Genomic DNA, 24,411 nt, shown 5'->3' with positions numbered 1-24,411 from the left:
TGACATCTTGGGGTAACTTGAACTGGTCTAACTAGTTATTCAAACGTTAGTTTGAACTTTGGTTCAAAAGCTAAGATTTAAATAACTTTAACAACTATACATAATAAAAATTAAGGCATTGGGGAATTTAATATGAAAAAGCTAGCTCTCAGTCTTGCGATTATTAGCGCACTTGGTTTAAGTGCCTGTGATAGCGAAACTATCGAAGATGTACAAAAAGAAGTGGCCGATAATGGCTCAGCGGTTAAGTCTTTAGCTCGTATTGTTTTTGATCCCGGTGCCGATGAACCACGTTTATCGATTCCAAATGACTTACTATTTTCCGGTACTCAAGATGGCACACTAAACTTGCCTGATGAAAATTTAGTTGATGAAGACGGCAATAAGCTGCCTGTTGATTATTTCAATCCATCGGCAGCTATTGGTGCATTAGATGGTTGGTCAACAATAAACCCATTCACAATTGAAGTTGATTTCCCTGAGGGAAGAACATTAAATGCCGATAGTGTATTTAATCCAGCAGCTGTCCATATTTATGAAGTTATTATGGGTGGAGATACTAGTGACACCGAGTGTGCGGCTATGCCAAGAGGTCCTGCATGTAAATTCGTAGCCGAGTTAACCTTTGGCGTTGATTTTATTGCTAAAGCGTCAGGTAATGATATTGCCATTGTGCCATTAAAACCGTTTAAAGCGAAAACAGGTTATGTTATCGCGTTAACAGATGCTATTTTAGATAATGAAGGTACGGCGATTTTTGGCTCCAATACGTATGAAGCGGTAAAGCAAGACTTCATAGAAAATCCGTTAGCAACCGAGAGTCAGTTATTATTACAGGGCTTAACTAATAGCTACGAGAATGTCGCTGTTGAAGGTGGTCTTAGTAAAGATAATATTATTTACTCATTTTCTATGACGACCCAGTCAATTGATGATGTTGCACAAACAGTTAAATTATTAATGTTATCAGAAACGCCTGGTACCACTCCTATTTTATCTGCTATTACACCAACGGGTGCTAATGCCGCAATGCTTGCTGGCTTAGACCCAGATGATCTAGGTGCGGGTACGTTAGCAAGTTTTGCTGCTGTTTCTAAAAGTAGTTTATCAACTCCATATTACCTTGAAACACCGTATGCTGATGGTCAGGCAGGTAGCTGTGATTTATTAGCTGACGATATCACCAAAGGTTGCCCTGATTTATTTAGTCGCTGGCAAGCTATGGGTGATAGCCCGGTAACTGTTGGCGGTGCATTAACATCCGGCGTACTATCACAACAGTCTTTTGCTGAGCAAGCCATTGCTCAAGGTCAAGACCCAGCAGAGTTATTAGCTAATCCGGCTAAATTAGTAGGATTAACTTTTACCATTGATGTTCCTATTGACGATGAAGGTAATACTGTTGCAGTAGCAATAGATCAAACTCGTCACCTGACAAAATATAACCCGTTACCTCAGGTGAAATCATATAAAACCGGTGCTAGTGCCATCGATGTTATTATTACTACACCAGATGTTGTTCGTATCAATGAGATTGCGGCAATGAAAAAGGGCGCAGCGCTGACTGAAGCTGAAACCATGAAAATTCCAGCAGCTGGCTGGCCAGTGATGATTTATTCTCATGGTATTACCTCGTATAAAGAAACAGTCCTAGCTATTGCCGGCACCTTAGCAAGCCAAGGTATTGCCACAATTTCTATCGACCATCCATACCATGGCTCACGAGGTATCGATTTTAATGGTGATGTTGCAATGGGTGGTGCTTATGAAATTAGTGCTACACAATCGCTAAAAGGTAAGCATCCAGCTTATGCTAATGCCGATGTAACTAGCTATATGAATCTCAGTAGCTTGTTAACGGCAAGAGATAATATTCGTCAAAGTGAAGTGGATTTACTCGCGTTGCGCTTAAGCTTAAATAGTGTCGCATTAGCTGGTCAGCTTGATGCAACTAAGGTGAGTTTTTTAGGGCATTCTTTAGGTGGGTTCGCGGGTGTTACTTTTACAGCGTTAGCTAACTCAGGTATTATTGACCCTACTACAGGGGAGTTATCGGCAGTTAATCCGTATAAAATCAATAGTGCATCCTATGCATTCCCTGGTGGCGGTATCCCTGGTCTCTTACTAAATTCACCAGCATTTGGTCCTGTGGTGAAGGCTGGTTTAACATCAAGCCAAACATTTATTGATTTAGTTGAAAAGACTAGCGGTAAAAAAGTAGAAGATATGACTGATGAAGAGTACCAGGGATACGTCGCAGCCATCTATCCAGCTTTCGCTAACGAGTTTAACTTTGCCGCGCAAACTATTATTGATGCTGCTGATCCAATTAACTATGCAGCAGCGGTACAAGCTACCATGACACCGGTACATTTGATGGAGATTGTTGGAGATGAAGCCGTTGGTGGCACCAATAAATCCGATCAGGTTATTGTGAATGCTAATGCTAGTTTGCCATTAGTGGGCACTGAGCCTCTAATCAGAGCGTTAGGTTTACTTGGCATAAGTGAAACGTTAGGAGATGGTAGTAGCGCTGTTAGTGCGGCGGTACGTTTCTTAAAAGGTCATCATAGTTCTCTTTTAAGTCCTGCGATTGAAGAGGGTGTAGCTGAAGATGCTGCAGCTAACCTAGCTGTAACCATTGAAATGCAAACACAAGTTGCTGCATTTGCTAAAACTGCTGGTAAGTTAATATTGATAACTGATAACGAACATATTGTTCCTGCTAGTGAATAGGTGAGCGGTAACAAAGTTTTGGTAAAATAGTAGTTTTAAAGCCCTCAGCTGAGGGCTTTTTTTTGTCTAATTTTTATGTTTATTAACTGTAGTTTGCAAGCCAATAAAATAGTGTAGAATTACCTGCATTGTTTTTACCATTTTTTAACAATTAATCCTCAGGAGTCCTCTTGGAATTTTTATACGAATACGGAATGTTTTTAGCAAAAACGGTTACTTTCGTTTTGGCGGTAATTGCCATTATCATAGCCATTGCTGGTGCCGCGATGAAACAGCAACACAAAAAAGGTGAATTGGAAATCACCAACTTGTCAGAGCAATTTATCGAGACCGAAGAAGATATTATTCATGCCTTATTAACCAAGGAAGAATATAAAGAAAAAGAAAAAGTCGATAAAAAATTAGCAAAAGAAAAAGCAAAGGCCGATAAAGCAAAAGCTAAGTTAGCTAAAGCGGGCGAAGCCGAAGAGCCAAGTAAAGCCCATGTATTTGTTATAGATTTTAACGGCAGTATTGATGCTAAAGAGGTCAGCTCGTTACGTGAAGAAGTGACCGCGATACTGTCTGTGGCCAAGCCGACAGATGAAGTATTTATTCGCTTAGAAAGTGGCGGCGGTATGGTACACGGCTATGGTCTAGCTTCCTCGCAACTTGACCGCATCCGTCAGCATAATATTCCATTGACAGTATCAGTTGATAAAGTGGCTGCTAGTGGCGGCTATATGATGGCGTGTGTAGCTAATCATATTATTTGTGCACCCTTTGCCATTTTAGGCTCTATTGGTGTTATTGCTCAGGTACCTAACTTTAACAAATTACTTAAAAAGCATGATATCGAATTTGAGCAATTTACCGCCGGTGAATTTAAACGCACAGTGACTATGTTTGGTGAAAATACTGAAAAAGGCAAAGCAAAGTTTATTGAAGAGTTAGAAGAAACTCATGTGTTATTTAAAAACTTTGTTAGTGAGCGCCGACCTAGCTTAGATATTGCGAAAGTTGCAACCGGTGAACACTGGTTTGGCACCACAGCACTAGAGCTTGGCCTCGTGGATAGCATCCAAACCAGTGATGACTACTTACAAGGGAAAAGTAAAAGTCATAAAGTTGTCGCGATTAAGTATGAAATTAAAAAAGGCTTGGCCGAGAAGTTTTCTAAAGCCGCTTCATTGTCGGCAGAAAGTTTTATTGGTAAGCTGCTGCAGCGCAACAACATCTTTCCCGGGTAGTCAGTCACTCAGTAAGTAGCCTCCACTCAAATCACTGGCGGGTGAACGTGGTTGAGCTACATTGCGTTTAGCCGTCGATAAGATAAAGAAAAGCCTTGCTGAGTTTACCCAGTAAGGCTTTTTTGTTGACTAGTCGCCAGTTATAAAACGACTCGGTAGCTATATTTACCTTATAGTTAAACGAGTTGTTAGTTATCTTTTACGTGTTTAAAGTCTACCATCGTCAATGTTTTGACCGGCTTTGGCATCTAAATACATTTCATGGTCAAACTGACCTTCACTCTTAGCAATCACCACACTTACCATGCTGTCGCCAGTAACATTGACGGCAGTACGAGTCATATCAAGTAAACGGTCAACACCTATAATTAGCGCAATACCTTCCACCGGTAAACCTACTTGTTCTAATACCATGGCTAGCATAATCAAACCAACACCGGGAACACCTGCCGTGCCAATTGAGGCTAAAGTCGCGGTAAGAACAACGGTTAAGTAGTCAGCCAAGGTTAAATCCTGAGCAAAGACTTGCGCAATAAATACCGTGGCGACACCTTGCATAATGGCTGTGCCGTCCATATTAATGGTGGCGCCTAGTGGTACGGTAAATGACGCTATAGAGTTCTTAACGCCCATCTTCTTCGTTGCGGTTTCTAAGGTAACTGGGATGGTGGCGTTAGAGCTGGCCGTCGAAAAAGCAAAAATAGCGGTATCACGCATTTTTTTTAAAAATATCAACGGGTTTAAACCGGTTAATAATTTTAGAATGATAGGGTAAGTGACTAAAGCATGGATCAATAAGACAAAGAAGACCACAAAGAAGTATTTTATTAAGTTACCAAAGGTATCGAGTGATACTGAAGTAAATAAGGTTGCTAATAGTGCAAAGACGCCATAAGGAGCAATATTCATTAAGATAGAGACTAAGCGCATAATTACGACACTTAAATCGTCAAATAATGCAGCAATGCGGTCACCGGCTTTTCCTGACAGTGCAATGGCAATACCAAAGAGTAAGGCAAAAACAATTATCTGCAGCATATTACCTTCGGCAAAGGAAGCAAAAGGGTTGGTGGGGAACATTTGAATAATAACTTGCGCTAAAGAAGGTGCTTCTTTACTAGTAAAACTGCTATTCGCTACCATATTTACGCCTTCTCCCGGAGCAATAAGTAAGGCAACAAAAATAGCAAAGCTAATAGCGATGGCGGTAGTAGCGAGATATAAACCAATGGCTTTACCACCAATTCTGCCAAGTTTACTGATATCTTTTAATGAGCAAACCCCGCACACCAGAGAGACAAAAACCAGAGGCACAACTAACATACGCAAACTGGACATAAATATTTGCCCTATGACCTCTAAAACACCATCAACGAGAAAACCTTTCAGAGATAAATCAAAGAAATAAAGGTTGATGATTTTGTCAGAGCCATTTGGCATCAGCCACTGTAAGAATGTTCCTAATAAAATACCGGCAACCATACCGATAACAATACGGCTAGTTAAATTGGATTTTTTGAGGGCAGGGGAAGTTGTTTGTTCAATGGTCATAGTGTCTATGTTACTTCAGCTAGGTTGTAATTTAAGTGGTAATAATTAAATATCTATTACGAGTGAAATTTTAAAGGCTTAGACTAGCAATTATTGAAGGGATTAAAAACTACTTTATTATCTATGTTGCGAAAGTGGCAATAAGTAAATAATGGTTAACTCATTATAGGAATGTAACTTTTTTTTAAGAACAAGTACCTTTTTGTGATTTATAAGTTAATATGGTTAAAGTATGTAAAATTAAAAATAAATTTAGGGAAGCTTTATGCAGTTACTTCGACGTTTAAGTTTTACCATGTTACTGATGTCGTTAATGACTTTAGTTGCCTGTGGTGATGGTGATGGTGATCTAACCGGAGGGAGTGATGGCGATGGTGATACAACTGATGCCGTAACCTTAACGGTTACAAAATCCGATGGTGATTTATCAGCAGCAAACCACATAACTATTACTGCAACTGTTCTTGATAATGGCAGTGCAGTGGCTAATAAAACGGTTACCTTTACCTTTGCTGTCGAAGGCTCAGCCACCTTTGATCCCGTTGCAGGCACTGCAACAACGGATGCTAATGGTAATGCAAGTATCAATGTGAAAGTTACCGATATGAAAGGCTCGGTGAGTGTTATTGCTTCCTATGGAAGTGTGTCAGATGATATTAGCTTTGATAGCAAAGGGGATGGCGTAAAAGTTATTGTCGGCGAGCCAGTGGCCGCTTCTATTAGTTTATTTGCTAGCTCACAACAACTCGCTTCAAGTGGCGCTCAATCGATAGAGTTATTCGCCATTGCTAAAGATGAAAATAATAATTTGCTCGAAGGCGTAACTATTCAATTTTCACCAGATTCAGGCGAACTTGGAAATATACTTGATGAAAGCGGTGACAGTTCTAATAAAACGGGGCCTGATGGTAAAGTGACTAAGAAACTATCAACTCAAATTGACCCGAGTAATAGAGTTATCATAGTAACAGTAACCAGTGGTGATATTACTGACTCACTAGCAATTGAAGTTGTTGGTACTACCTTGACTTTAACTGGCTCTGCCTCTTTAGCGCTAAATGATGAAGCTAGTTTCATAGTTAATGTTTTAGACTCTGATGGTAATGGTGTTGCTCAAACCGTTGTAGCGGTATCTGCAAGTAACGTTGATGGAATAACTATTCCATCAAGTGTAACTACAGACTCAGAAGGACAGGCTACGGTAAAGGTAACCGGTACTACGGGTGGCACTAACACAATAATTGTTACTGCTCTTGGTACCTCGGCCAGTCAAGATGTTTCAGTGCAAGCGGATTCGTTCTTGTTCACTAGTTTTAGTAATGGCGTTAACACGGTTAATCCTGCAAATACGCCTATTGTTCCTGATGTTTCTTTAATACAAACTGCCTCGCTAACGCTAACTTGGCAAAGAGATGGTGCCCCAGTAGCTAATGGTACCGATGTAACCTTTACCACTACTCGAGGTGTATTTACGGATATCAGCGGGACCCCTATAACAGGGGATGCCAAAACCGAAACTATCGATGGTAAGGTGACTGTATATTTAAAATCTACTGACGCCGGTCAAGCAATAATTACATTTGTTGGCTCGGATACTGTTGATGGTAACGCTATTGAGTTAACCAATCAGCTTGAATTTGAATTTTTTGCCGATACCGCAGCTACTATTAATGCGCAGGCATCACCTAACTCTATTGGTCCTGATGAACAAAAATCCACCATATCCGTGGTGGTTAAAGATGCTGACGGTAACCGCGTTAAAAATAAAAGAATTCAGTTTGTTTTAGAGGATATAAGCGGAGGTTCTATTTTTCCAGCAACAGCAGTAACTAATAGTAGTGGTAGCGCTTCAACTATTTACACCTCTAATAGTACCTCAGCCAAAGACGCTGTTGCTATAACTGCTAGTGTTGAAGATAACTCAGACATTAAAGATACGGTAACCTTAACCGTTTCTGATCGTGAATTATTCATATCGTTAGGTACAGGTAATCAAGTTGAAGAGCTAGGTACTACTGATTACGTTAAAGAATATTCAATTTTTGTTATTGATGCGGAATCCAATGCCGTTGAGAATGTTGAACTGACAGTGTCTGCTATTCCACAAAGTTATTATAAAGGTTTTTGGATGCCAACTTATGATGGTGACGACTTTGTTGTCTGGGCTACAGCCGGTGCTGGCTCTCAATCAAAGCCTACCATATTGCTTGCAACGACTAAGTGTGGTAATGAGGATGCTAACTTTAATGGTATTTTAGATGGTGTTGGTACAGATGCTAGCGAAGACTTTAATAAAGATGGTCAACTGACTCCCAAGAATATAGTGTCAGTAAGTGGTTCATTTATCACTGACACCGACGGTCGCTCCGTTATAAGAATAATTTACCCACAAAGTTATGCTCATTGGTTAGATGTTAAACTTGTTGTTTCAGGTAAAGTGACGGGCAGTGAAAGCGCAACTCAAACTATTTTCACCCTACCCGTACTGGCTGCACATGTAACAAATGAAAAAATATCACCTCCTCATCAAGGTCTTGGGCATAGAGGGCCGTTTGGCCTATCAAATGTCTGTAGTGATAATGTAAGCCAAGATCCGCTTTAATTAAGGGAGATTACTTCTTTAAAAAGGCTCCATCAGGAGCCTTTTTTGATCTGATAATCTTAAAATAAAGCTATTTAGCCATCTCTGCCAGTAAAAAGGCTGAAATCTCAGCACCTACTTTTAACGTTTTCTCTTGTCCAGCTAGTCCTTGCCCAGAGCTATCAGTAAAAGGAGCTATCTCCATCATATCAGCGCCTGTTATCGGGTATTTAGCCGCTAACGCACGCAATATATCCATGGCTTCACTTGGCATTAAACCATCGGGCTCTGGCGTGCCGGTGGCACTAGCATAGCTTTCATCAATGGCATCAATATCAAAGCTTACATAAAGCTCGTCAATATTTTCATCTTTAAGTTGGTTAAGAATATTATCTATGGTTTTACTAATACCTTGGGCTTTAATGTCTTTTGCCCAATGCTGTCTTACGCCAAAAGTCTCTTCCCAGTGACTTTGCGGTCTACCACTCGAGCGAATGCCAATTTGAATAAGGTGATGTTTTTCATGCAAGTCATCTAAAATATGGGTACACCAAGAGCCGAAACATAAATCAATGCCTAAACGTTCTACCAATAAATCGGTATGGGCGTCAAAGTGGATAATGGCAGCTCGTTTACCTTGCTGCTTCTTCGCTTGTAAGTAGGCTTTGGTTAACGGATAACTTACACTGTGATCACCACCAATACCAAAAATACCTTTTTCAGGGAATTGTGCATAAAAGTCATGTAAAACATCTTCAGTAATAGTTAATGGGCTAACAGCATATTTGCTGTGTTCATCTTGATAAAGTGCTTTGCGACAATTAGCTATTGTTGCTTCATTTAAATATTTGTCAGCAAGTAAATGTGGAATAACACGAATATCACCCATGTCAAAAGCGGTCAATTCGGGGTAGTTCTCTAGTAAATTAGCACGTAAAAATAACGGCCCCCAATTAGCGCCACGTAAAATACCGCCACCACAATCGGACGCTATACCTAAAATAATCGCTTTAGATGCGTCTGGCAGCTTATTTAACGATGCTTTCCATAAATCATCAACACCAACCGCTTGTCCGAAAATAGTTTGATGTAATTGCTCCTTACGCTCTTTAGCGGTATTTACGGTAAATACGCCGTTGCCCGGAGGACACAAACAATTGCTAAGTTTGTGATAAAATTCCGATGTAATAGTTGTCATTTGAAGTCTCTGTTTGATTGTTTACTTGGATCATCAGTTGATGCAGGTGACCCTTAATACGTTCATAAATTAAATTTTTTAACAATATGCTCTTATGTTTTATTGTAAAGTCTATTATGATTGCCGCTAAAAATAGGCAAGGTGTGCCTTAGCGCACAGTGTTATCAATAAATGCCTATTATAGCTAAAACCCCTATGTGGGTGAATAGCATTCCCTGATAAGAAAATAATTACTTGTCAGTTTGCATATTTATAGATATACCTATAGATAGTTATGCAGAGAATAATTTTTAAATAAGATGTTTTTTTTATCGCTAGCAAGGTCATAACAAGTACGCTCGCACTTTGTTAACTAAATTAGCGTTTGAATAAAAAGGCAAAAATAATTTGCCTTTTTCGAAGGATTATAAATTTTTATGGCAAAATCACTGGTTATTGTCGAGTCGCCAGCCAAAGCGAAAACAATTAATAAATATTTAGGTAAAGACTTTATTGTAAAGTCGAGTGTTGGTCATGTCCGTGATCTGCCACACAGTAGTACAGGTAAAAAAGTTGCTGCTAAGTCTCCGGCTGAAGTGCGCAAGATGGCGCCCGAAGCAAAAGCTAAATACAAAGCTAAGCGTGATAAACAAGCGCTGGTTAATCGTATGGGTATTGATCCAGAGAATAACTGGGCGGCAAATTATCAGATACTGCCAGGAAAAGAGAAAGTTGTTAGTGAACTGCAAAAACTGGCAGAAAAAGCTGACATTATCTATCTCGCGACCGATTTGGATCGCGAGGGAGAGGCGATTGCTTGGCATTTGAAAGAGATTATAGGTGGCGATGAGAAAAAATTTCGTCGTGTTGTTTTTAATGAAATAACCGAAAGCTCAATTCAACAGGCGTTCTCAACTCCCGGTGAATTGAGTATGCCGGGTGTTAATGCCCAACAAGCTCGACGATTTTTAGATCGCGTGGTTGGCTTTATGGTTAGCCCGCTGCTATGGAAAAAAGTTGCTCGTGGCCTATCAGCTGGGCGAGTTCAATCGGTCGCGGTGAAACTCGTGGTTGAGCGTGAACGTGAAATTAAAGCGTTTGATCCCAAAGAGTTTTGGGAAATAGCTGCTGATACTCATGCCAGCACTGGCGAAGCATTAGCGTTAGATGTTACTCATGAAAATGGCAAAGCATTTAAACCAACCAATAAAGCGGATACTGATAAGGCTCTAGCGATACTTAACAGCGCCGACTATGCGGTAAGTAAGCGAGAAGATAAACCGTCTAAAAGTACGCCGTCGGCACCATTTATCACCTCCACACTACAGCAAGCAGCAAGTACTAAGTTAGGTTATGGCGTAAAGCGTACCATGGGCTTAGCGCAACGTTTGTATGAAGCGGGGCATATTACTTATATGCGTACTGATTCAACTAATTTAAGTAAAGACGCAGTAGAAATGTGTCGTAGCTATATTAGTGATAATTTTGGTGATAATTATTTACCGGATAAAGCTAAGGTGTATGGCTCAAAATCTGGCGCTCAAGAGGCGCATGAAGCTATTCGTCCCTCTAATGTAAAACTAGTTGGTGCTTTCATTGAAGGTGTTGATGCAGATGCTAAAAAACTATACGAGCTGATTTGGCGCCAATTTGTTGCCTGTCAAATGACAGCAGCGCGCTACGCTGTTAGTACACTAACCATAAGTGCCGCTAGCTTTGATTTGAAGGCCAAAGGTCGGGTTATGCAGTTTGATGGTTGGACCAAAGTTCACCCACAATTAAGTAAAGGTGATGATAAACATTTACCAGATTTGAAAGTCGGCGAAACACTAACATTAGATAACTTAGCTGCAAGCCAGCACTTTACTAAACCCATTGCTCGTTTTGGCGAAGCATCTCTGGTTAAAGAATTAGAAAAACGCTCAATTGGCAGGCCATCAACGTATGCGTCTATTATCTCAACCATACAAGATAGAGGCTATGTACGTTTAGATAAAAAACGCTTCTATGCTGAAAAAATGGGTGAAATAGTCTCCGATAGTTTATCAATTAGTTTCGAAAAACTAATGAGTTATGATTTTACTGCCAATATGGAGCAAGAGCTTGATGGTATAGCGGAAGGTAAGCTCAACTGGAAAGATGTACTTGATGACTTTTACAAAAACTTCAGTAAAAAGCTAGCCATTGCTAATCTAGAGTCTGCTGATGGTGGTATGCCAAATAATAACCCAGTATTAACGGATATTGATTGCCCTACCTGTCAACGTAAAATGGGTATTAGAACGGCTTCTACTGGGGTGTTTTTAGGTTGCTCAGGTTATGCCTTACCACCGAAAGAGCGTTGCACTACAACAATGAACCTAACGCCCGGTGAAGAAGCGGTTAGTGTGCTAGCTGAAGATCAGGAAACTGAAGCATTAAGAGCTATGCATCGTTGTACAAAGTGTAATACCGCAATGGACAGCTATCTTATCGATGAAACCAGAAAGTTACATGTATGTGGCAATAACCCTATTTGTGATGGCATTGAAGTTGAGCAAGGGACATTTAAAATTAAGGGCTATGATGGTCCTATTTTGGAATGTGACCGTTGTGAAGCAGAGATGGAGTTAAAGTCGGGTCGTTTTGGCAAGTATTTTGATTGTACCAATAGCGAATGTAAAAATACCCGTAAATTATTAGCCAGTGGTGAAGCTGCGCCACCTAAAGAAGACCCGGTACAGTTACCTGAACTAGAGTGTGAGAAGTCTGATGCACATTTTGTCCTTCGTGATGGCGCTGCGGGAATCTTTTTAGCCGCGCATACTTTCCCTCGCTCTCGGGAAACCAGAGCACCGAAAGTGGCTGAGCTAAAACGCTTTAGAGATAGAATTTCAGAAAAATTCTATTATTTAGCTGATGCACCAGCAGAAGATAATGAAGGGAATTTATCGGTAGTACGTTATAGCCGTAAAACTAAAGAACAGTATGTTATGACCGAGATTGCTACTGATGAAGGCAAGCCCAAAGCAACAGGCTGGACCGCAAAGTATATTGACGGCAAATGGGTCGAAGATATTCCTAAGAAGAAAGTAGCGAAAAAGAAAGCTGCGAAAAAACCAGCAGCTAAAAAAACGGCAACTAAAGCTAAGAAAGAAGATACAAAATCAGCCTAGAGAATTTATTCTAGTTTGAAGACAAAAATAGATACCAAGTGGTATCTATTTTTTTATCTGTATTTTAAGTCCAGTTCAGTGCGTTAATCTAGTTGCTCTAATTCATCTAATACTTTTCTTGCTTGTGCCAAAGTACAGTCTGTTTGTGCCATTAAAGCGGTGACAGTAACCTGGTCCAGTCGAGCAGCAAGCTGTAAAAGGTTTTCATGGCTTAAGTATTTATATTCTTTTCTAAGTAGCTTGGCAAGCCACAGCCAACTATCTTCATGCTCTTGCTCGATAAATTCAACGATGGCTTGTAATTGATTAAAATTAGCTTTTAGTTGCCAATTCCTTGAGCGGCCAATACGGCTTAGTTCACCGCCTAATTGTCTTATATGAGCTTTTAAGATGTATGCTTTCATCGTGCGTCGAAGAAAGCTCGGCAAGCTAATGCTGTTGATTGTTGCCATGGGGATTTATGTCTTGAATAGTAAGAAATAAGCCAGCTATATGCTGGCTTATAAATAATTTACCACTTTTTCTTCGGTTGGAATAAAATATCTAATTCGCTTTCTTCACTTTTTGCTTTCTTCGCCGCATCTTTAGCATTGGTGTGTTTCAAGGCATCAGTAATGTCTTCTAATTTTTGTGAAATTTCTGCATGCTTTGCGGTAACATAATCATTTTTAACTGGGCTATTGATTAAAGTTTGTAAGGCTTTCTCAAAATATTGTCTGGCAGAGCCAAGCATCTCTTTATTAAAAGCTTGGCTACCACGCTTAATTAAACTTTCTATATTAATTTTTAGTTGCATGGCCGCTAATCGTTGATCTTCTGCCGTAAAAGTCTGTGCATCTAAAGCACCTTTGCTTTGCTCCGATTTAATTACAACGCGTAATTTTTTTATACACTGTAAAATGCCAACCAGTTGCTGCTCATTATCGGGTAAGATAAAACTATCGTCCATGTCAGTCTGATTATCAGCTAGGTCTTCCGATGCTTTTAATCGAGACTTTAATTCTTGAGCTCTTTTTTTTATGCCTTTGACTTCAGGCATAAGTTCTTGCATCGTTTTAGCGGCATTTAAGCTGCGGCGGTTTAATATCTTGACGATAGTAGGGTTACTAGGTAGGTTTGCCAAATTGAAAATCAACTCTTCATTTTCATCAATAATCGCTTTTTGTTTGGCGACTTTAATGCGTTTTTCAGCTTCTATTTTTTCTTTATGTTGTTGTATTGAGGTTACCACCACAACAAAAACAATTAAGGCGATAATTAACCCAACAATAATAGCAATCATCTAAGATTCTCTTGAATAAATAAACTACTAAGCAGTTTACAAAAAATGTTTTGTTTAGCATAGAGCTAGTTGCATATTTAGTTTAAAAACTGCTGAAAAAAGTGGATTTATAACAGACAGTTTAGCGGAGTGAAAATATTATTTGTTGAATTTAGCCGAAGTGGTAATTTTTATTTACAAAAATCAATAAATTATTATGGAATAAATGATTGATTAAGTATATTATTTTAGTATAAGAACGTTACCAACCTTGCATTTATTAATGCTATTGAGTATTTATATGAAGTTACAGCAACTGCGCTACATCGTTGAAGTATTAAACAATAATTTAAATGTTTCTGCCACAGCAGATAGTTTGTTTACTTCTCAGCCCGGTATATCTAAACAAGTAAGAATGCTTGAGGACGAGTTAGGTATTCAAATATTTGGTCGTAGCGGTAAGCATCTAACTCATGTCACGGAAGCCGGTCAAGATGTCATTGATATTGCAACGCAAATCCTGTCAAAAGTCGAAGCTATCAAAGCCGTTGCCCGCGAGCATACTCAGCCGGATGAAGGTAAATTACGCATTGCTACCACACATACACAAGCTCGTTATGCTTTACCTGATGTTATTCAGGGCTTTATTAAAAAATATAGTAAAGTTTCATTGCAAATGTCTCAAGGCACGCCCGCGCAAATAAGTGACGCGGCCGCTAAAGGCGATGCAGATTTCGCCATAGCAACAGAGTCGTTACACTTGTACAACGATTTAGTCATGTTGCCTTGCTATCATTGGAATCGGAGTATTATTGTTCGTCCTGATCATCCTTTAGCGAACAAAAAAGATATTACCATAGCCGATATTGCTAAATATTCGCTGGTGACTTATGTTTTTGGCTTTACCGGCCGTTCTGAGCTCGATGCTGCCTTTGATGCCGCTGGAGAAAAACCTCAAATTGCTTTCACAGCGACAGATGCTGACGTGATTAAAACCTATGTGCGTTTAGGTATTGGTGTCGGTGTGATTGCTTCCATGGCTATTGATAAACGTATCGATAGCGATCTTGTGGTCATTGATGCGAGTCATTTATTTAAAGCGAGTACAACTAAAATCGGTTTTAGGCGAGGCAGTTTTTTACGTGGTTACATGTATGACTTTATTGAGCGATTTGCTCCACATCTAACTAAAGATATTGTCACTCGTGCTATGTTATTGAAAAATAACCATGAGGTTGACGAATTCTTAGCGGATATTGAGTTACCGACACGTTAAGATGATTTAGTAACACTGGCAATAATAGCTTATTGCTAGTGTTACTCGCATCATGGCGGTTAACAGCCAGAAAACCTTATCAATTTTCAGTCAGCTCTTCGCTATGCTCGACATCAATTTTTACACCATCAATTGCGCAAACACCTACCCAGCTAGGTATGTTGTAATGACCTAGTCATTCAGTATCTATATCTATATCTGTTACAGAAATATTAGCCCCATATGATAGTGTAACCAAGGTAATTAGCCAGTCCTAATTTTTATCGTGGTAGCATTCCATGAGTTTAAAATTCACATTTCCCTTAAAAAATCGCAATATCTTTAAGAAAAGTTTTTACTGCGATGATGAACTTCTTCAAGCTAGCAGTGGGAGAAAGAAGTTCAGCTTAACTAACCTGAACTCTGGATAATGAGTGCTTGATGTATAAGTAAAAACAACGACCTACGGTTGTTAAGAACAAAATATACAAGATTAAGTAGCAATATACACTATCAATGTTTCAATTTATTCGATTATCAAGGTAAAACGTTTATGAATAACGGGTTATTTATCGACGTGTTAACGCTGAGAATCGGATAAAGGGGAATATTGAGCAAGTGCTGCTTATCCAGAGTTCAGGTTAACTAGTATGAAAGTATAAAGACGCAATAAAATAGGCGGGAAACTATACTCATTAGTGATTATCGTCACTATTTTGAATCAAGATAAGTGTAAACTGTATCAATGTTAACCTTGCTTTAACGAGCGTTGTGCGGTTCATTGCTTAAGGGGGAAATAAAAAATATTCTTGCTATTAAGTTGAAATATATTAATTTTTAGAAAATGTGCTACTTTTAATGTTAAGCACAATAAAAATAAAGGTGGATTTATGGCAACTGAAAATGCCCTGTATACTATTTTGACTGAAAAAATAAAACAAGACACCCTTGTACTGCCGACCTTACCAGAGATAGCATTAAAAGTAAGAAGTGCTGCCGATGATCCTGATATTAACTTGCATGAAATGAGTGATATTATTGCTCAAGACCCAGCATTATCTCTAGGTATGCTTAAAGTGGCTAATAATGCTATTTTAGGACGAAGTATAAAAGTTGAAACGGTTCCACAAGCAGTAACTCGTATAGGCTTAAGGCAGATAAAAAGTATTGCCACGGCGATGGCAATTGAGCAGGTATTTGTATCACATAATGATGTGGTAACCATGTATATGAACAAAGCTTGGTTAAAAACCATTGATATTGCTTCGGTGGCGGTAAGTTTAATGGCTATGTATTTAAAAGAGCATAAACATACTTCACTTTCTTTAGATACTATTACCTTGGCGGCACTTGTACATAATATTGGCGTATTACCAATTTTAACTGAGGCTGAAAATCACCCCGATATTTTTGCTAATCCGACTTTTTTGAAGCAAGCCATTATTAAGTTATCTGGGCGAATTGGCGGAGATATCACCCGCAGTTGGGGTTTTTCTGAGGAGTTTACTCTCTTGGCAGAAAGTTGGAGCGACTTAACGATTTTACCTACCGAGGTACACTATTTAGATTTCATTCGTGCTGGGGCTATTTATCATAATGTCTTTAAAAATGAGTCAACTAAAGAGGCACTGTTAAGCAGTTATACTAAGAAAGGAATCTTACCTGATGTGGATTACATGGACAGTGATGAATTCAAAGAAAAATGTGATGCGGTAAGAGCTATGTTTATTTAGCTAGTCAATATTTTATATAAAAGAAAGTGGTGTCATTGAGTATAAGAAGAGGGCGATATAATATCGCCCTCAATTGTGTCAATTAAATTTTAAGGCACTCTTGTAAGGCACAATATTAATCTTTTTCTAGAGGATCCGTTGTTTTCATGGAAAATTCAGCTAAAAGATCGATAATAAAACGGTTTAGCTCGCCAGCCATTAAGGCAAAATCAGCGTCAAGTTTAGCGACTACGTCATCGCTATCAATATCATCATTTTGTTCTTGTATAACATCAAAAAACTTAATTCTCTTAATGGCTAAATCATCACATAAAATAAAGGATAAAGATTCATCCCATTCTAGGGCTATTTTAACCACGTATTTATCCGCATCTAAATGCGCTTGAATTTCATCTCCTATTAGATCTTGATTTTTTACCCTAACTACCGCGCCATCATCACCTAAAGCGTTAAATTCGGCTTCCATACCTAAAGTAAACTTGCCACCTAAACTTTTTTCGCTTAGCCAAGTTGTCATGGTTTCATCGACACAAATATCAGGATCAAAGCTGGTCACAGGCAAGGTGCCAAGTACTTTACGTAATAATGCTAATAAATCTTCTGCTTTACCACGTGAACTTGAATTAATGACAATGATATTATTTACTGGGCTGATATAAGCGTGTGTATCGGTAATACGGGAAAAAGCACGAGGCAGTAATTCGAATATAATATCTTCTTTAAACTGCTCCCGCTCTTTTTTTGTAGCGCCGCGGCCTTGCTCTTGTTCAAGTAAATTAACCTTCTGTTCTACCATATCTTTGATAACAGGCGCTGGAAGTATTTTTTCTTCTTTACGAGCGCAGATTAAAAAATTATCGCTGGCGCTATGAACACTCGAGTCACCATGCTTGCCTAAAGCATTAATCCAACCAAAGTGTGCTAGTTCTGTCGAGCCTAATGGAGTAAATAGGTGTTCCGATAAGTGTTTTTCTAAGTCTTCCTCTGACCATTCAAATGGGCGAGTAAAGGCAAAAAAGTATAGGTTTTTAAACCACATAAGTAATTCCTAGGCTGATAAGGGCGTATTTTGGCGATTATCATACCTGAATTATGCTATTTAGGCAGCAAGCTTTTTAACTATACCTCATATCTGGGAAGGTTATGCGATACCTTAAACCTTTACCTTCTGCAGAATATACATCGATAGAGCCATTAAGGGTGTCTATGACAAGATTTTTGATAATATGAGTGCCTAAACCGGTACCACCGTTGTTTGCTTGAGTGGTGTAAAATGGCTCAAATATCCGCTCAAGCTGCTGCTCATTAACCCCGACACCATTATCACGATAAAGTATCACTAGCCTTTGCTGTTCTACGGCAATATCAATAGTCATTTCACCGCGGTTAATATTTGGAAAACCATGAGAAATAGAATTGATAATTAAATTGATAATAATTTGCGCTATAGCCCCTGGGTGGGTATATATTTCAATATGTGGATCGCAATGAACTTTGATACTATGGTTGGTTTTCTTTAATTTAGGATGAATTGAATGAATAATTTCATCAAGGTATTTAGCAACATTGATTAATCTCACTTTGTCATTAGTTTGATCAACAGCGACCTGTTTAAAGCTGGTGATCAATTCTGCTGCTCTTTGTAAGTTATTTGAAAGTAGTTCAACACATTGCCCAGCATTATCAATAAAGCTGTCGATAGTACGTTTAGACAGTTTTTGCGAATTTATGTCTTGTTGAAATTTATGGATGATATCTGAGAGGTAACTTGCTGAGGTAATACTAATACCAATGGGGGTATTAATTTCATGAGAAACTTCAGCACTAAGCAAGCCCAGTGAGGCCATTTTTTCGGCTTCTAACAGCCTATCTTGAGCTCTACTCAATTCTATTATCGAAATTTTTAAATCTTTATTGGTCGTGATTAACGTGGTTTCGGTTTTACGGCGACGGTTGTTTTCTGCTTTTAACTGATGCTGCTGAGCCAACATATCCTTTTGTTGTACTTCCATTCGTAATAAGGTGCGGCTTAACGTCGACGTTTTTCTTGCCACCTCTTGTTCAAGTAACAAGTTTTGCTCATCTAATTTATCATTGGCTAAATTTGTTTCTCGTTGCGATAATGCCAGCTTGTCTTTAAATGCAACCAGCTCATCGATAAGGTTGTTATAAGCATCTTCTAGGACATTCAGCTCATTTCTTTCATTATTCATACTATGAAATTTAGACGCTTCAGGGTCATGTAAATCAAGTTGCTTCATTTGGTCGGTGAGCTCTTGTAGAGGCTCAGTTAATAACTTGGTAAAAGCCAATGAGAATAAAAAGATCAAAAACGCCGTTTTTACAATAGCGTTGCCGATAAGAAAGTATATGCCTACTTCTATCCGACCAAATATAACATCATTACTCGATAATAAAGTAACGGTACCAACGGTAGTTGTTCGGCCTGAAAATTCAAATATTAATGGGAAAGAGTGTCCAAATAAACCTTCACTAATAGAGCTTATACTTTGATGTTCGCTATAGCTTTCTTGGGCGGTTGAGGACAGGGTAAGTACTTCGCCAAGTTGAGTGATAACTTTATTAGCTTCATCCGTTACTGTGATTCCCTTAATCATAGGGATGGCGATTAGGCCTTCAGATATATCAATAGCTTGTTGGGTATTAAGCTCCCAAACTGCGCGAGTTAAACTGCCACTAATGGTTTTCTGTAAGGTCAGTAGCTCACTATTGATATGACTCTTGGTATTAAAATATTCAGCAATAATTTGAATGCCCGTAACACTGAAGGTCAAAATAAAATAAACAGAGAGTACTTTTGATAGCAGCTTACGAGATATACTGGTTATTTTCATATCAGTTATCTTTTAGGTGATTTATAGGAGCTTATTGTTAATTCTAGTAAATCAATTTTAAAAGTGCGCGAAATTAAAATTTATGGTCTAAAATTATGTTAATTAGTTAATTTATCCAATTGAAACATTATTTTATATAAATAGATACTATGGCAGTTAGAGGTGTTATTTATAAAGTTAATCTTACGGTTGTAATAAAAGTGCAATAAAGATCTTGTAGGCTACTCACTATTAATCAGTCATCTTACTCCCCATTTATTATTTAGATATACTCGTGAAACAGATTAAAGCCTTAGGGCAATAACGATTTGTTTTCTATTAACTATGCCAATGTTTGCAGCCGATATAGTGCTAACGAAAGCCTAAGACAATAAATGAGTTATCTGTTTTTATGGGAAGTTTACTATTTTTATTATAAGAAACGGAAGAAAAAAATCGCCATATTATAATAATCAAACAGTCATTAATAACTAATAACTCAAGGTTTAACAAAATGAATTTTTCTAAAAAAGTACTACTAGTCTCAATGTTTTATACTGCGACTGTACCTGCCATGGCTGCATCTGTAGATATTTATGGTAGAGCTGATGTTTCAGTACAATCATCAGATGATGGTGATGGTAGATTTACTGAAATTAAAAGTAATGCCTCACGACTTGGTTTTAAAGGCACTCATGAACTAAGTGAAGGTCTAGAGGTGGTATATAAAGCTGAATTTGAAGTGGATATAGATGGCGATGGCGAGACCTTTAAGACGCGTAATCAATATATCGGCTTACGTGGTTTTTTTGGTGAAGTTTTACTCGGTAAAAACGACACCATGTTAAAGCAGTCACAAGGTAAAGTGGATATATTTAGTGATTATAATGGTGATATCAAACACCTTTGGGTAGGTGAAAACCGTTTAAGTGATACTATTAGTTATAAATCGCCCAAATTTAAGGGCTTACAGTTTGGTCTGACTTATATGGCTGAAGACGAAATCGACGCTGAAGATGCTTATTCTATGGCAGTATTTTACGGTGATAAGAATTTAAAAAAATCAAATATCTATGCTGCAGTTGCCTTTGATTCTGATGTCAAAGGAAAGTCAAAAGATGGCGCAGTTTCAGGGCACTTTGAAACCATGCGCGTTACCGTGTCAGGTAAAATTGCCGGTGTCACCTTAGGTTTAATGTTGCAAAACCAAGAAGAAATTGCAACGGGTGCTGAAATGGATGGTGTGATGGTTTCAGCCAAATATTCTTTTGATAACATTACCTTAAAAGGGCAGTTTCAAGCAGCAGATCATAAAGTCGGTGACAGTCGTAATGGCATAACTGCGGGTATAGATTACAAACTTGCGAAAAGCACTAAACTTTATGTTTTTTATACTAGTTTTGATTTAGATAGCGCCAATGATGAAGATTATTTAGCTGCGGGTATTCAGTATAAGTTCTAAATTTTAATAGTATTGTTAATGCTTAGTTAATAATTATCAGTTAAAAGTCGCGTCAGCGGCTTTTTTTGTGTCTATAGGCTTGCTAAAGCATTAAGTTTGCTTGATAATTTTCTTTTTGTCATAAAACTGTCACTTAACTTCGGCACAATAAGCTATCGAGTATGACCGTTTGTTAATATTAGTTTACTAGCAGAAGGTTCCATCAGTTATTCATATTATTAGGATGTATACATGAGTCGGAATATATTAGTCGTTGAGGATGAAACCCCTATCAGGGAAATGATTTGTTTTGTATTAGATCAAAATGGCTTTAATGCTATTGAGGCTTGTGATATCGAGCAAGCCCTAGCTAAAATTCATGAACCCTACCCTGATTTAATATTACTTGACTGGATGTTGCCTGGTGGCACCGGTGTATCCTTGGCAAAAAAACTAAAGCAAAATGAATACACTCGTAACATCCCTGTCATTATGCTAACAGCCAGAAGTGATGAAGATGATAAAGTAAAAGGTTTTGAGGCAGGAGTTGATGACTATGTGACGAAACCTTTTTCCCCTAAAGAGCTTATTGCCCGTATTAAAGCCGTTATTCGTCGTGTTTCACCAACGTCTCTTGAAGAGGAAGTTGACTTTCATGGTCTCAAGCTCGATCCCGTTTCTCATCGTGTTGCCATCAACGGAAGGAGTTTGGATCTAGGGCCGACCGAGTTTCGATTATTACACTTTTTTATGACCCATACTGAAAGAGTATATTCACGAGAACAGTTACTTGATAATGTCTGGGGCACCAATGTTTATGTGGAAGATCGAACGGTTGATGTGCACATAAGGCGTTTGCGTAAAGCTATTTCAGGAGAAGGTCATGATGATTTTGTTCAAACTGTACGCGGTGCAGGTTACCGCTTTTCTAGTAAATTAAAGAAGTAAACATTCTATGGTTTTTTTGATGTTACAAAGTAATTAGGCAAGCATGTATTTTCGTTTATCTTTTAAAAACATAGTTTCTCGTTTCTTCGCCATACTGATTGCCAGTGCTTTTGTCGGCTGGTTATTTGACCTTGTGCTGTTAGTTATGCTTGCCAGCAGCATATTTTTATTACTATGGCATTACCATCATCTCTTTAAATTAATTAAGTGGCTATGGCAATCTAAGGCATTGTCTCCGCCGCAAGCAAATGGTGTATGGGGCTATTTATATGATGGTCTATATCGTCAAGTGAAACAGCAACGTAATAAACAAAAGCAGCTCAATGAAAAAATCCGCCGTTTCCGTGATGGTGCTGAAGCACTGCCCGATGCGGCATTAATGTTATCAGAAGAATTAACCATCGAGTGGGGTAACAAAAAAGCACAGCGGCTTTTGGGGGTTAGATGGCCGGATGACTTTGGTCTGCGCATAGATAACTTGTTACGCGCGCCAGAATTCGCTGATTACTTAGCCTTAGAAAATTTTGAGTCTCCTTGCCTGTTAATTTCTCCTCTACACCCAGCAGTACAATTAGAGATACGTATTATGGCGTATGGCAGCGAGCATGTGCTCCTCTTGGCAAGAGATATTTCTAATATTCAGCGTTTAGAAGATATGCGTCGAGATTTTGTTGCCAACGTCTCCCATGAACTAAAAACACCTTTAACCGTCGTTCGCGGTTATGTTGAAATGATCCAAGCTTCAAAGGCTTCATTTGAGCCTCATTGGCAAAAAGCATTTCAGACTATTGAAGAGCAAGTATCTCGCATGGATCGTCTGGTTGAACAATTACTCAATCTAGCGAAAATAGAGAATAATAGTAATGATGAAAAACAATGGGTAGATATGGCGCAATTAATTACTACCTTGGTTGATGAGGTCGCTTGGCTTAATCAGGATAAACAGCATGCAATTACGTTAGATATTAGCAGTAATGTTAAAATTTGGGGTGCTGAAACTGAGCTTAAGAGTGCTTGTGCTAATCTTTTATCTAATGCTATTGCCTATACTCCGCCCAATGGCTGCATCAAGGTTAGTTGGCAGTTACAAGACGATAAAGCTATTTTTTCCGTTAAAGATAACGGTGATGGTATTAAACCTGAACATGTAAATCGATTGACCGAACGCTTTTATCGTATAGATAAGTCCAGATCTAGAGATACAGGTGGCTCTGGTTTAGGCTTAGCAATAGTGAAGCATGTTTTACAACACCACCAAGCTGAATTGGTTATTAATAGTCATTGGGGTAAAGGCAGTGAATTCTCAATTTGTTTTGATCAAAGTACTTTGTCGGATACTGCGCGCTAGCTAAGATTGAAGGTGAATATTACTTTATAGTTACCGTCATAATTTTGTCATAAAACATCTATATAACTGTCATGTTAACTTCGTATAGTGTGCATAATCAATCAGTTCAAACTCTTATTGGAGACACCATGAGTTTTAAAAAAATTTTAAGTATTATTAGTTTATCAAGTCTAGTTAGTTTCTCTGCTCTCGCGCTCGATGACAACTTACCAGAATATAAAAAAGTTAGCGGTATATCGGGCAATGTATCTTCAGTTGGCTCTGATACATTAGCCAATATGATGACTTTTTGGGCCGAAGAGTTTAAGCGTACTTATCCAAACGTGAATATACAAATTCAAGCCGCCGGTTCCTCAACTGCGCCACCGGCATTGACTGAAGCCACAGCAAATTTAGGGCCGATGAGCCGTAAAATGAAAATGCGAGAAATTGAATCTTTTCAAAAACGCTATGGTTATAAACCTACTAGAGTTAGAGTCGCTATTGATGCTTTAGCTGTTTTTGTTCATAAAGATAATCCGTTAAAAGGGCTAACAATCGCTCAAGTCGACGCTATATTCTCAAACAATCGTAAATGCGGAGCTAATAAAGATATTGACCGTTGGGGAGACCTTGGTTTATCAGGAGCTTGGACAGGCAAAGATATACAATTATATGGTCGAAATTCTGTTTCGGGTACCTATGGCTACTTTAAAAAGAAAGCGTTATGTAAAGGGGACTTTAAAAATAGTGTCAATGAGCAACCTGGTTCAGCATCGGTCGTTCAATCCGTATCAGCCTCACTGAACGGTATTGGTTACTCAGGTATAGGTTATCGTACCTCTGGAGTCCGAGCTTTACCTTTAGCTAAAAAAGGCAAAAACTATATTGAAGCTAATATGGAAAATGCCATTTCAGGAAAATATCCGTTATCGCGATATTTGTATGTATATGTAAATAAACATCCTAATAAGTCGCTGCCACCTATGGAAGCTGAATTTTTAAAAATGATACTGTCTAAATCAGGTCAAGCCATTGTTGAAAAAGATGGCTATATCCCCTTGCCAAGTGCCGTTGCGGCAAAAGAGTATAAAAAGCTCGGCTTGCTATAATATTCACCAAGGGTACTTTTTTGATAAAGCGAACTTTTAACTAAGTTCGCTTTTTTTATTTTCTCTCTGGT

The 24,411-nt window shown here is 38.6% G+C and carries 16 protein-coding genes; 10 read left to right on the top strand and 6 right to left on the bottom strand.

All coding sequences use genetic code 11. The features are described from left to right. Positions 1-132 precede the first annotated feature (132 nt). Both MTCD1_RS01890 and sohB read left to right on the top strand, forming a co-directional pair. Positions 133-2,736: a VolA/Pla-1 family phospholipase gene (locus MTCD1_RS01890; RefSeq protein ID WP_057180042.1), complete on the top strand. Its 2,604-nt coding sequence runs from the start codon at positions 133-135 to the stop codon at positions 2,734-2,736. Between the two features lie 170 nt (positions 2,737-2,906). Then, positions 2,907-3,965, top strand: coding sequence for a protease SohB (gene sohB, locus MTCD1_RS01885; protein WP_082606435.1), 1,059 nt, complete (start codon positions 2,907-2,909; stop codon positions 3,963-3,965). 207 nt (positions 3,966-4,172) lie between these two features. Here sohB and MTCD1_RS01880 read toward each other — a convergent pair whose 3' ends face one another. After that, positions 4,173-5,516 carry a dicarboxylate/amino acid:cation symporter gene (locus MTCD1_RS01880; RefSeq protein ID WP_057180044.1) on the bottom strand — a complete coding sequence of 448 codons (1,344 nt, stop codon included), beginning with the start codon at positions 5,514-5,516 and terminating at the stop codon, positions 4,173-4,175. 265 nt (positions 5,517-5,781) lie between these two features. On the opposite strand from MTCD1_RS01880, the gene MTCD1_RS01875 reads away from it, so the two are divergent. After that, positions 5,782-8,118, top strand: a complete 2,337-nt coding sequence (locus MTCD1_RS01875) for an Ig-like domain-containing protein (protein WP_057180045.1) — start codon at positions 5,782-5,784, stop codon at positions 8,116-8,118. Between the two features lie 70 nt (positions 8,119-8,188). Here MTCD1_RS01875 and MTCD1_RS01870 read toward each other — a convergent pair whose 3' ends face one another. Further along, the gene (locus tag MTCD1_RS01870; RefSeq protein WP_057180046.1) at positions 8,189-9,295 is read right to left on the bottom strand and encodes an arginase family protein; all 1,107 of its coding nucleotides are present in this window, start codon (positions 9,293-9,295) and stop codon (positions 8,189-8,191) included. Positions 9,296-9,711: 416 nt separating this feature from the next. Between MTCD1_RS01870 and topA the strand changes: the two genes are divergently transcribed. After that, positions 9,712-12,429 (top strand): type I DNA topoisomerase, encoded by a 2,718-nt coding sequence (gene topA / locus MTCD1_RS01865; RefSeq protein ID WP_057180047.1) that lies wholly within the window; start codon positions 9,712-9,714, stop codon positions 12,427-12,429. 83 nt (positions 12,430-12,512) lie between these two features. Here topA and MTCD1_RS01860 read toward each other — a convergent pair whose 3' ends face one another. After that, positions 12,513-12,881, bottom strand: a complete 369-nt coding sequence (locus MTCD1_RS01860; protein WP_057180048.1) for a ribosome recycling factor family protein — start codon at positions 12,879-12,881, stop codon at positions 12,513-12,515. A 59-nt stretch (positions 12,882-12,940) separates the two neighbouring features. Beyond that, entirely contained in the window at positions 12,941-13,711 is a 771-nt protein-coding gene (locus tag MTCD1_RS01855) for a FeoB-associated Cys-rich membrane protein (protein ID WP_057180049.1), read from the bottom strand. Positions 13,712-13,991: 280 nt separating this feature from the next. Between MTCD1_RS01855 and cysB the strand changes: the two genes are divergently transcribed. Both cysB and MTCD1_RS01845 read left to right on the top strand, forming a co-directional pair. Then, the gene (cysB, locus tag MTCD1_RS01850; protein ID WP_057180344.1) at positions 13,992-14,966 is read left to right on the top strand and encodes an HTH-type transcriptional regulator CysB; all 975 of its coding nucleotides are present in this window, start codon (positions 13,992-13,994) and stop codon (positions 14,964-14,966) included. A gap of 869 nt (positions 14,967-15,835) precedes the next feature. Next, positions 15,836-16,678 carry an HDOD domain-containing protein gene (locus tag MTCD1_RS01845; protein WP_057180050.1) on the top strand — a complete coding sequence of 281 codons (843 nt, stop codon included), beginning with the start codon at positions 15,836-15,838 and terminating at the stop codon, positions 16,676-16,678. 115 nt (positions 16,679-16,793) lie between these two features. Here MTCD1_RS01845 and rdgC read toward each other — a convergent pair whose 3' ends face one another. Both rdgC and MTCD1_RS01835 read right to left on the bottom strand, forming a co-directional pair. Next, the gene (gene rdgC / locus MTCD1_RS01840; RefSeq protein WP_057180051.1) at positions 16,794-17,717 is read right to left on the bottom strand and encodes a recombination-associated protein RdgC; all 924 of its coding nucleotides are present in this window, start codon (positions 17,715-17,717) and stop codon (positions 16,794-16,796) included. Between the two features lie 76 nt (positions 17,718-17,793). Then, the gene (locus MTCD1_RS01835) at positions 17,794-19,533 is read right to left on the bottom strand and encodes a sensor histidine kinase (RefSeq protein WP_057180052.1); all 1,740 of its coding nucleotides are present in this window, start codon (positions 19,531-19,533) and stop codon (positions 17,794-17,796) included. Between the two features lie 493 nt (positions 19,534-20,026). Between MTCD1_RS01835 and MTCD1_RS01830 the strand changes: the two genes are divergently transcribed. The 4 genes from MTCD1_RS01830 to MTCD1_RS01815 all read left to right on the top strand — a co-directional run bounded on the left by MTCD1_RS01830 (position 20,027) and on the right by MTCD1_RS01815 (position 24,340). Next, positions 20,027-20,974, top strand: coding sequence for a porin (locus MTCD1_RS01830; RefSeq protein WP_057180053.1), 948 nt, complete (start codon positions 20,027-20,029; stop codon positions 20,972-20,974). A gap of 231 nt (positions 20,975-21,205) precedes the next feature. Continuing rightward, positions 21,206-21,901 (top strand): phosphate regulon transcriptional regulator PhoB, encoded by a 696-nt coding sequence (gene phoB, locus MTCD1_RS01825; RefSeq protein WP_057180054.1) that lies wholly within the window; start codon positions 21,206-21,208, stop codon positions 21,899-21,901. Between the two features lie 43 nt (positions 21,902-21,944). Further along, the gene (phoR, locus tag MTCD1_RS01820; protein ID WP_057180055.1) at positions 21,945-23,249 is read left to right on the top strand and encodes a phosphate regulon sensor histidine kinase PhoR; all 1,305 of its coding nucleotides are present in this window, start codon (positions 21,945-21,947) and stop codon (positions 23,247-23,249) included. Between the two features lie 128 nt (positions 23,250-23,377). Then, positions 23,378-24,340 carry a PstS family phosphate ABC transporter substrate-binding protein gene (locus MTCD1_RS01815; protein WP_057180056.1) on the top strand — a complete coding sequence of 321 codons (963 nt, stop codon included), beginning with the start codon at positions 23,378-23,380 and terminating at the stop codon, positions 24,338-24,340. The last annotated feature ends 71 nt before the right edge of the window (positions 24,341-24,411 follow it).

Origin of the sequence: Colwellia marinimaniae, from assembly GCF_002207865.1 — a bacterium.
In the GTDB taxonomy this organism is placed as follows: domain Bacteria; phylum Pseudomonadota; class Gammaproteobacteria; order Enterobacterales; family Alteromonadaceae; genus Colwellia; species Colwellia marinimaniae.
This window is presented reverse-complemented; position numbering and strand designations above follow the sequence as displayed.

Excerpts from the sequence above, each read along its gene's own strand:
- MTCD1_RS01890 (WP_057180042.1), top strand. The coding sequence starts at position 133 with ATGAAAAAGCTAGCTCTCAGTCTTGCGATTATTAGCGCACTTGGTTTA.
- MTCD1_RS01880 (WP_057180044.1), bottom strand. The coding sequence starts at position 5,516 with ATGACCATTGAACAAACAACTTCCCCTGCCCTCAAAAAATCCAATTTA.
- MTCD1_RS01875 (WP_057180045.1), top strand. The coding sequence starts at position 5,782 with ATGCAGTTACTTCGACGTTTAAGTTTTACCATGTTACTGATGTCGTTA.
- MTCD1_RS01870 (WP_057180046.1), bottom strand. The coding sequence starts at position 9,295 with ATGACAACTATTACATCGGAATTTTATCACAAACTTAGCAATTGTTTG.
- topA (WP_057180047.1), top strand. The coding sequence starts at position 9,712 with ATGGCAAAATCACTGGTTATTGTCGAGTCGCCAGCCAAAGCGAAAACA.
- MTCD1_RS01860 (WP_057180048.1), bottom strand. The coding sequence starts at position 12,881 with ATGGCAACAATCAACAGCATTAGCTTGCCGAGCTTTCTTCGACGCACG.
- MTCD1_RS01855 (WP_057180049.1), bottom strand. The coding sequence starts at position 13,711 with ATGATTGCTATTATTGTTGGGTTAATTATCGCCTTAATTGTTTTTGTT.
- cysB (WP_057180344.1), top strand. The coding sequence starts at position 13,992 with ATGAAGTTACAGCAACTGCGCTACATCGTTGAAGTATTAAACAATAAT.
- MTCD1_RS01845 (WP_057180050.1), top strand. The coding sequence starts at position 15,836 with ATGGCAACTGAAAATGCCCTGTATACTATTTTGACTGAAAAAATAAAA.
- rdgC (WP_057180051.1), bottom strand. The coding sequence starts at position 17,717 with ATGTGGTTTAAAAACCTATACTTTTTTGCCTTTACTCGCCCATTTGAA.
- MTCD1_RS01835 (WP_057180052.1), bottom strand. The coding sequence starts at position 19,533 with ATGAAAATAACCAGTATATCTCGTAAGCTGCTATCAAAAGTACTCTCT.
- MTCD1_RS01830 (WP_057180053.1), top strand. The coding sequence starts at position 20,027 with ATGAATTTTTCTAAAAAAGTACTACTAGTCTCAATGTTTTATACTGCG.
- phoB (WP_057180054.1), top strand. The coding sequence starts at position 21,206 with ATGAGTCGGAATATATTAGTCGTTGAGGATGAAACCCCTATCAGGGAA.
- phoR (WP_057180055.1), top strand. The coding sequence starts at position 21,945 with ATGTATTTTCGTTTATCTTTTAAAAACATAGTTTCTCGTTTCTTCGCC.
- MTCD1_RS01815 (WP_057180056.1), top strand. The coding sequence starts at position 23,378 with ATGAGTTTTAAAAAAATTTTAAGTATTATTAGTTTATCAAGTCTAGTT.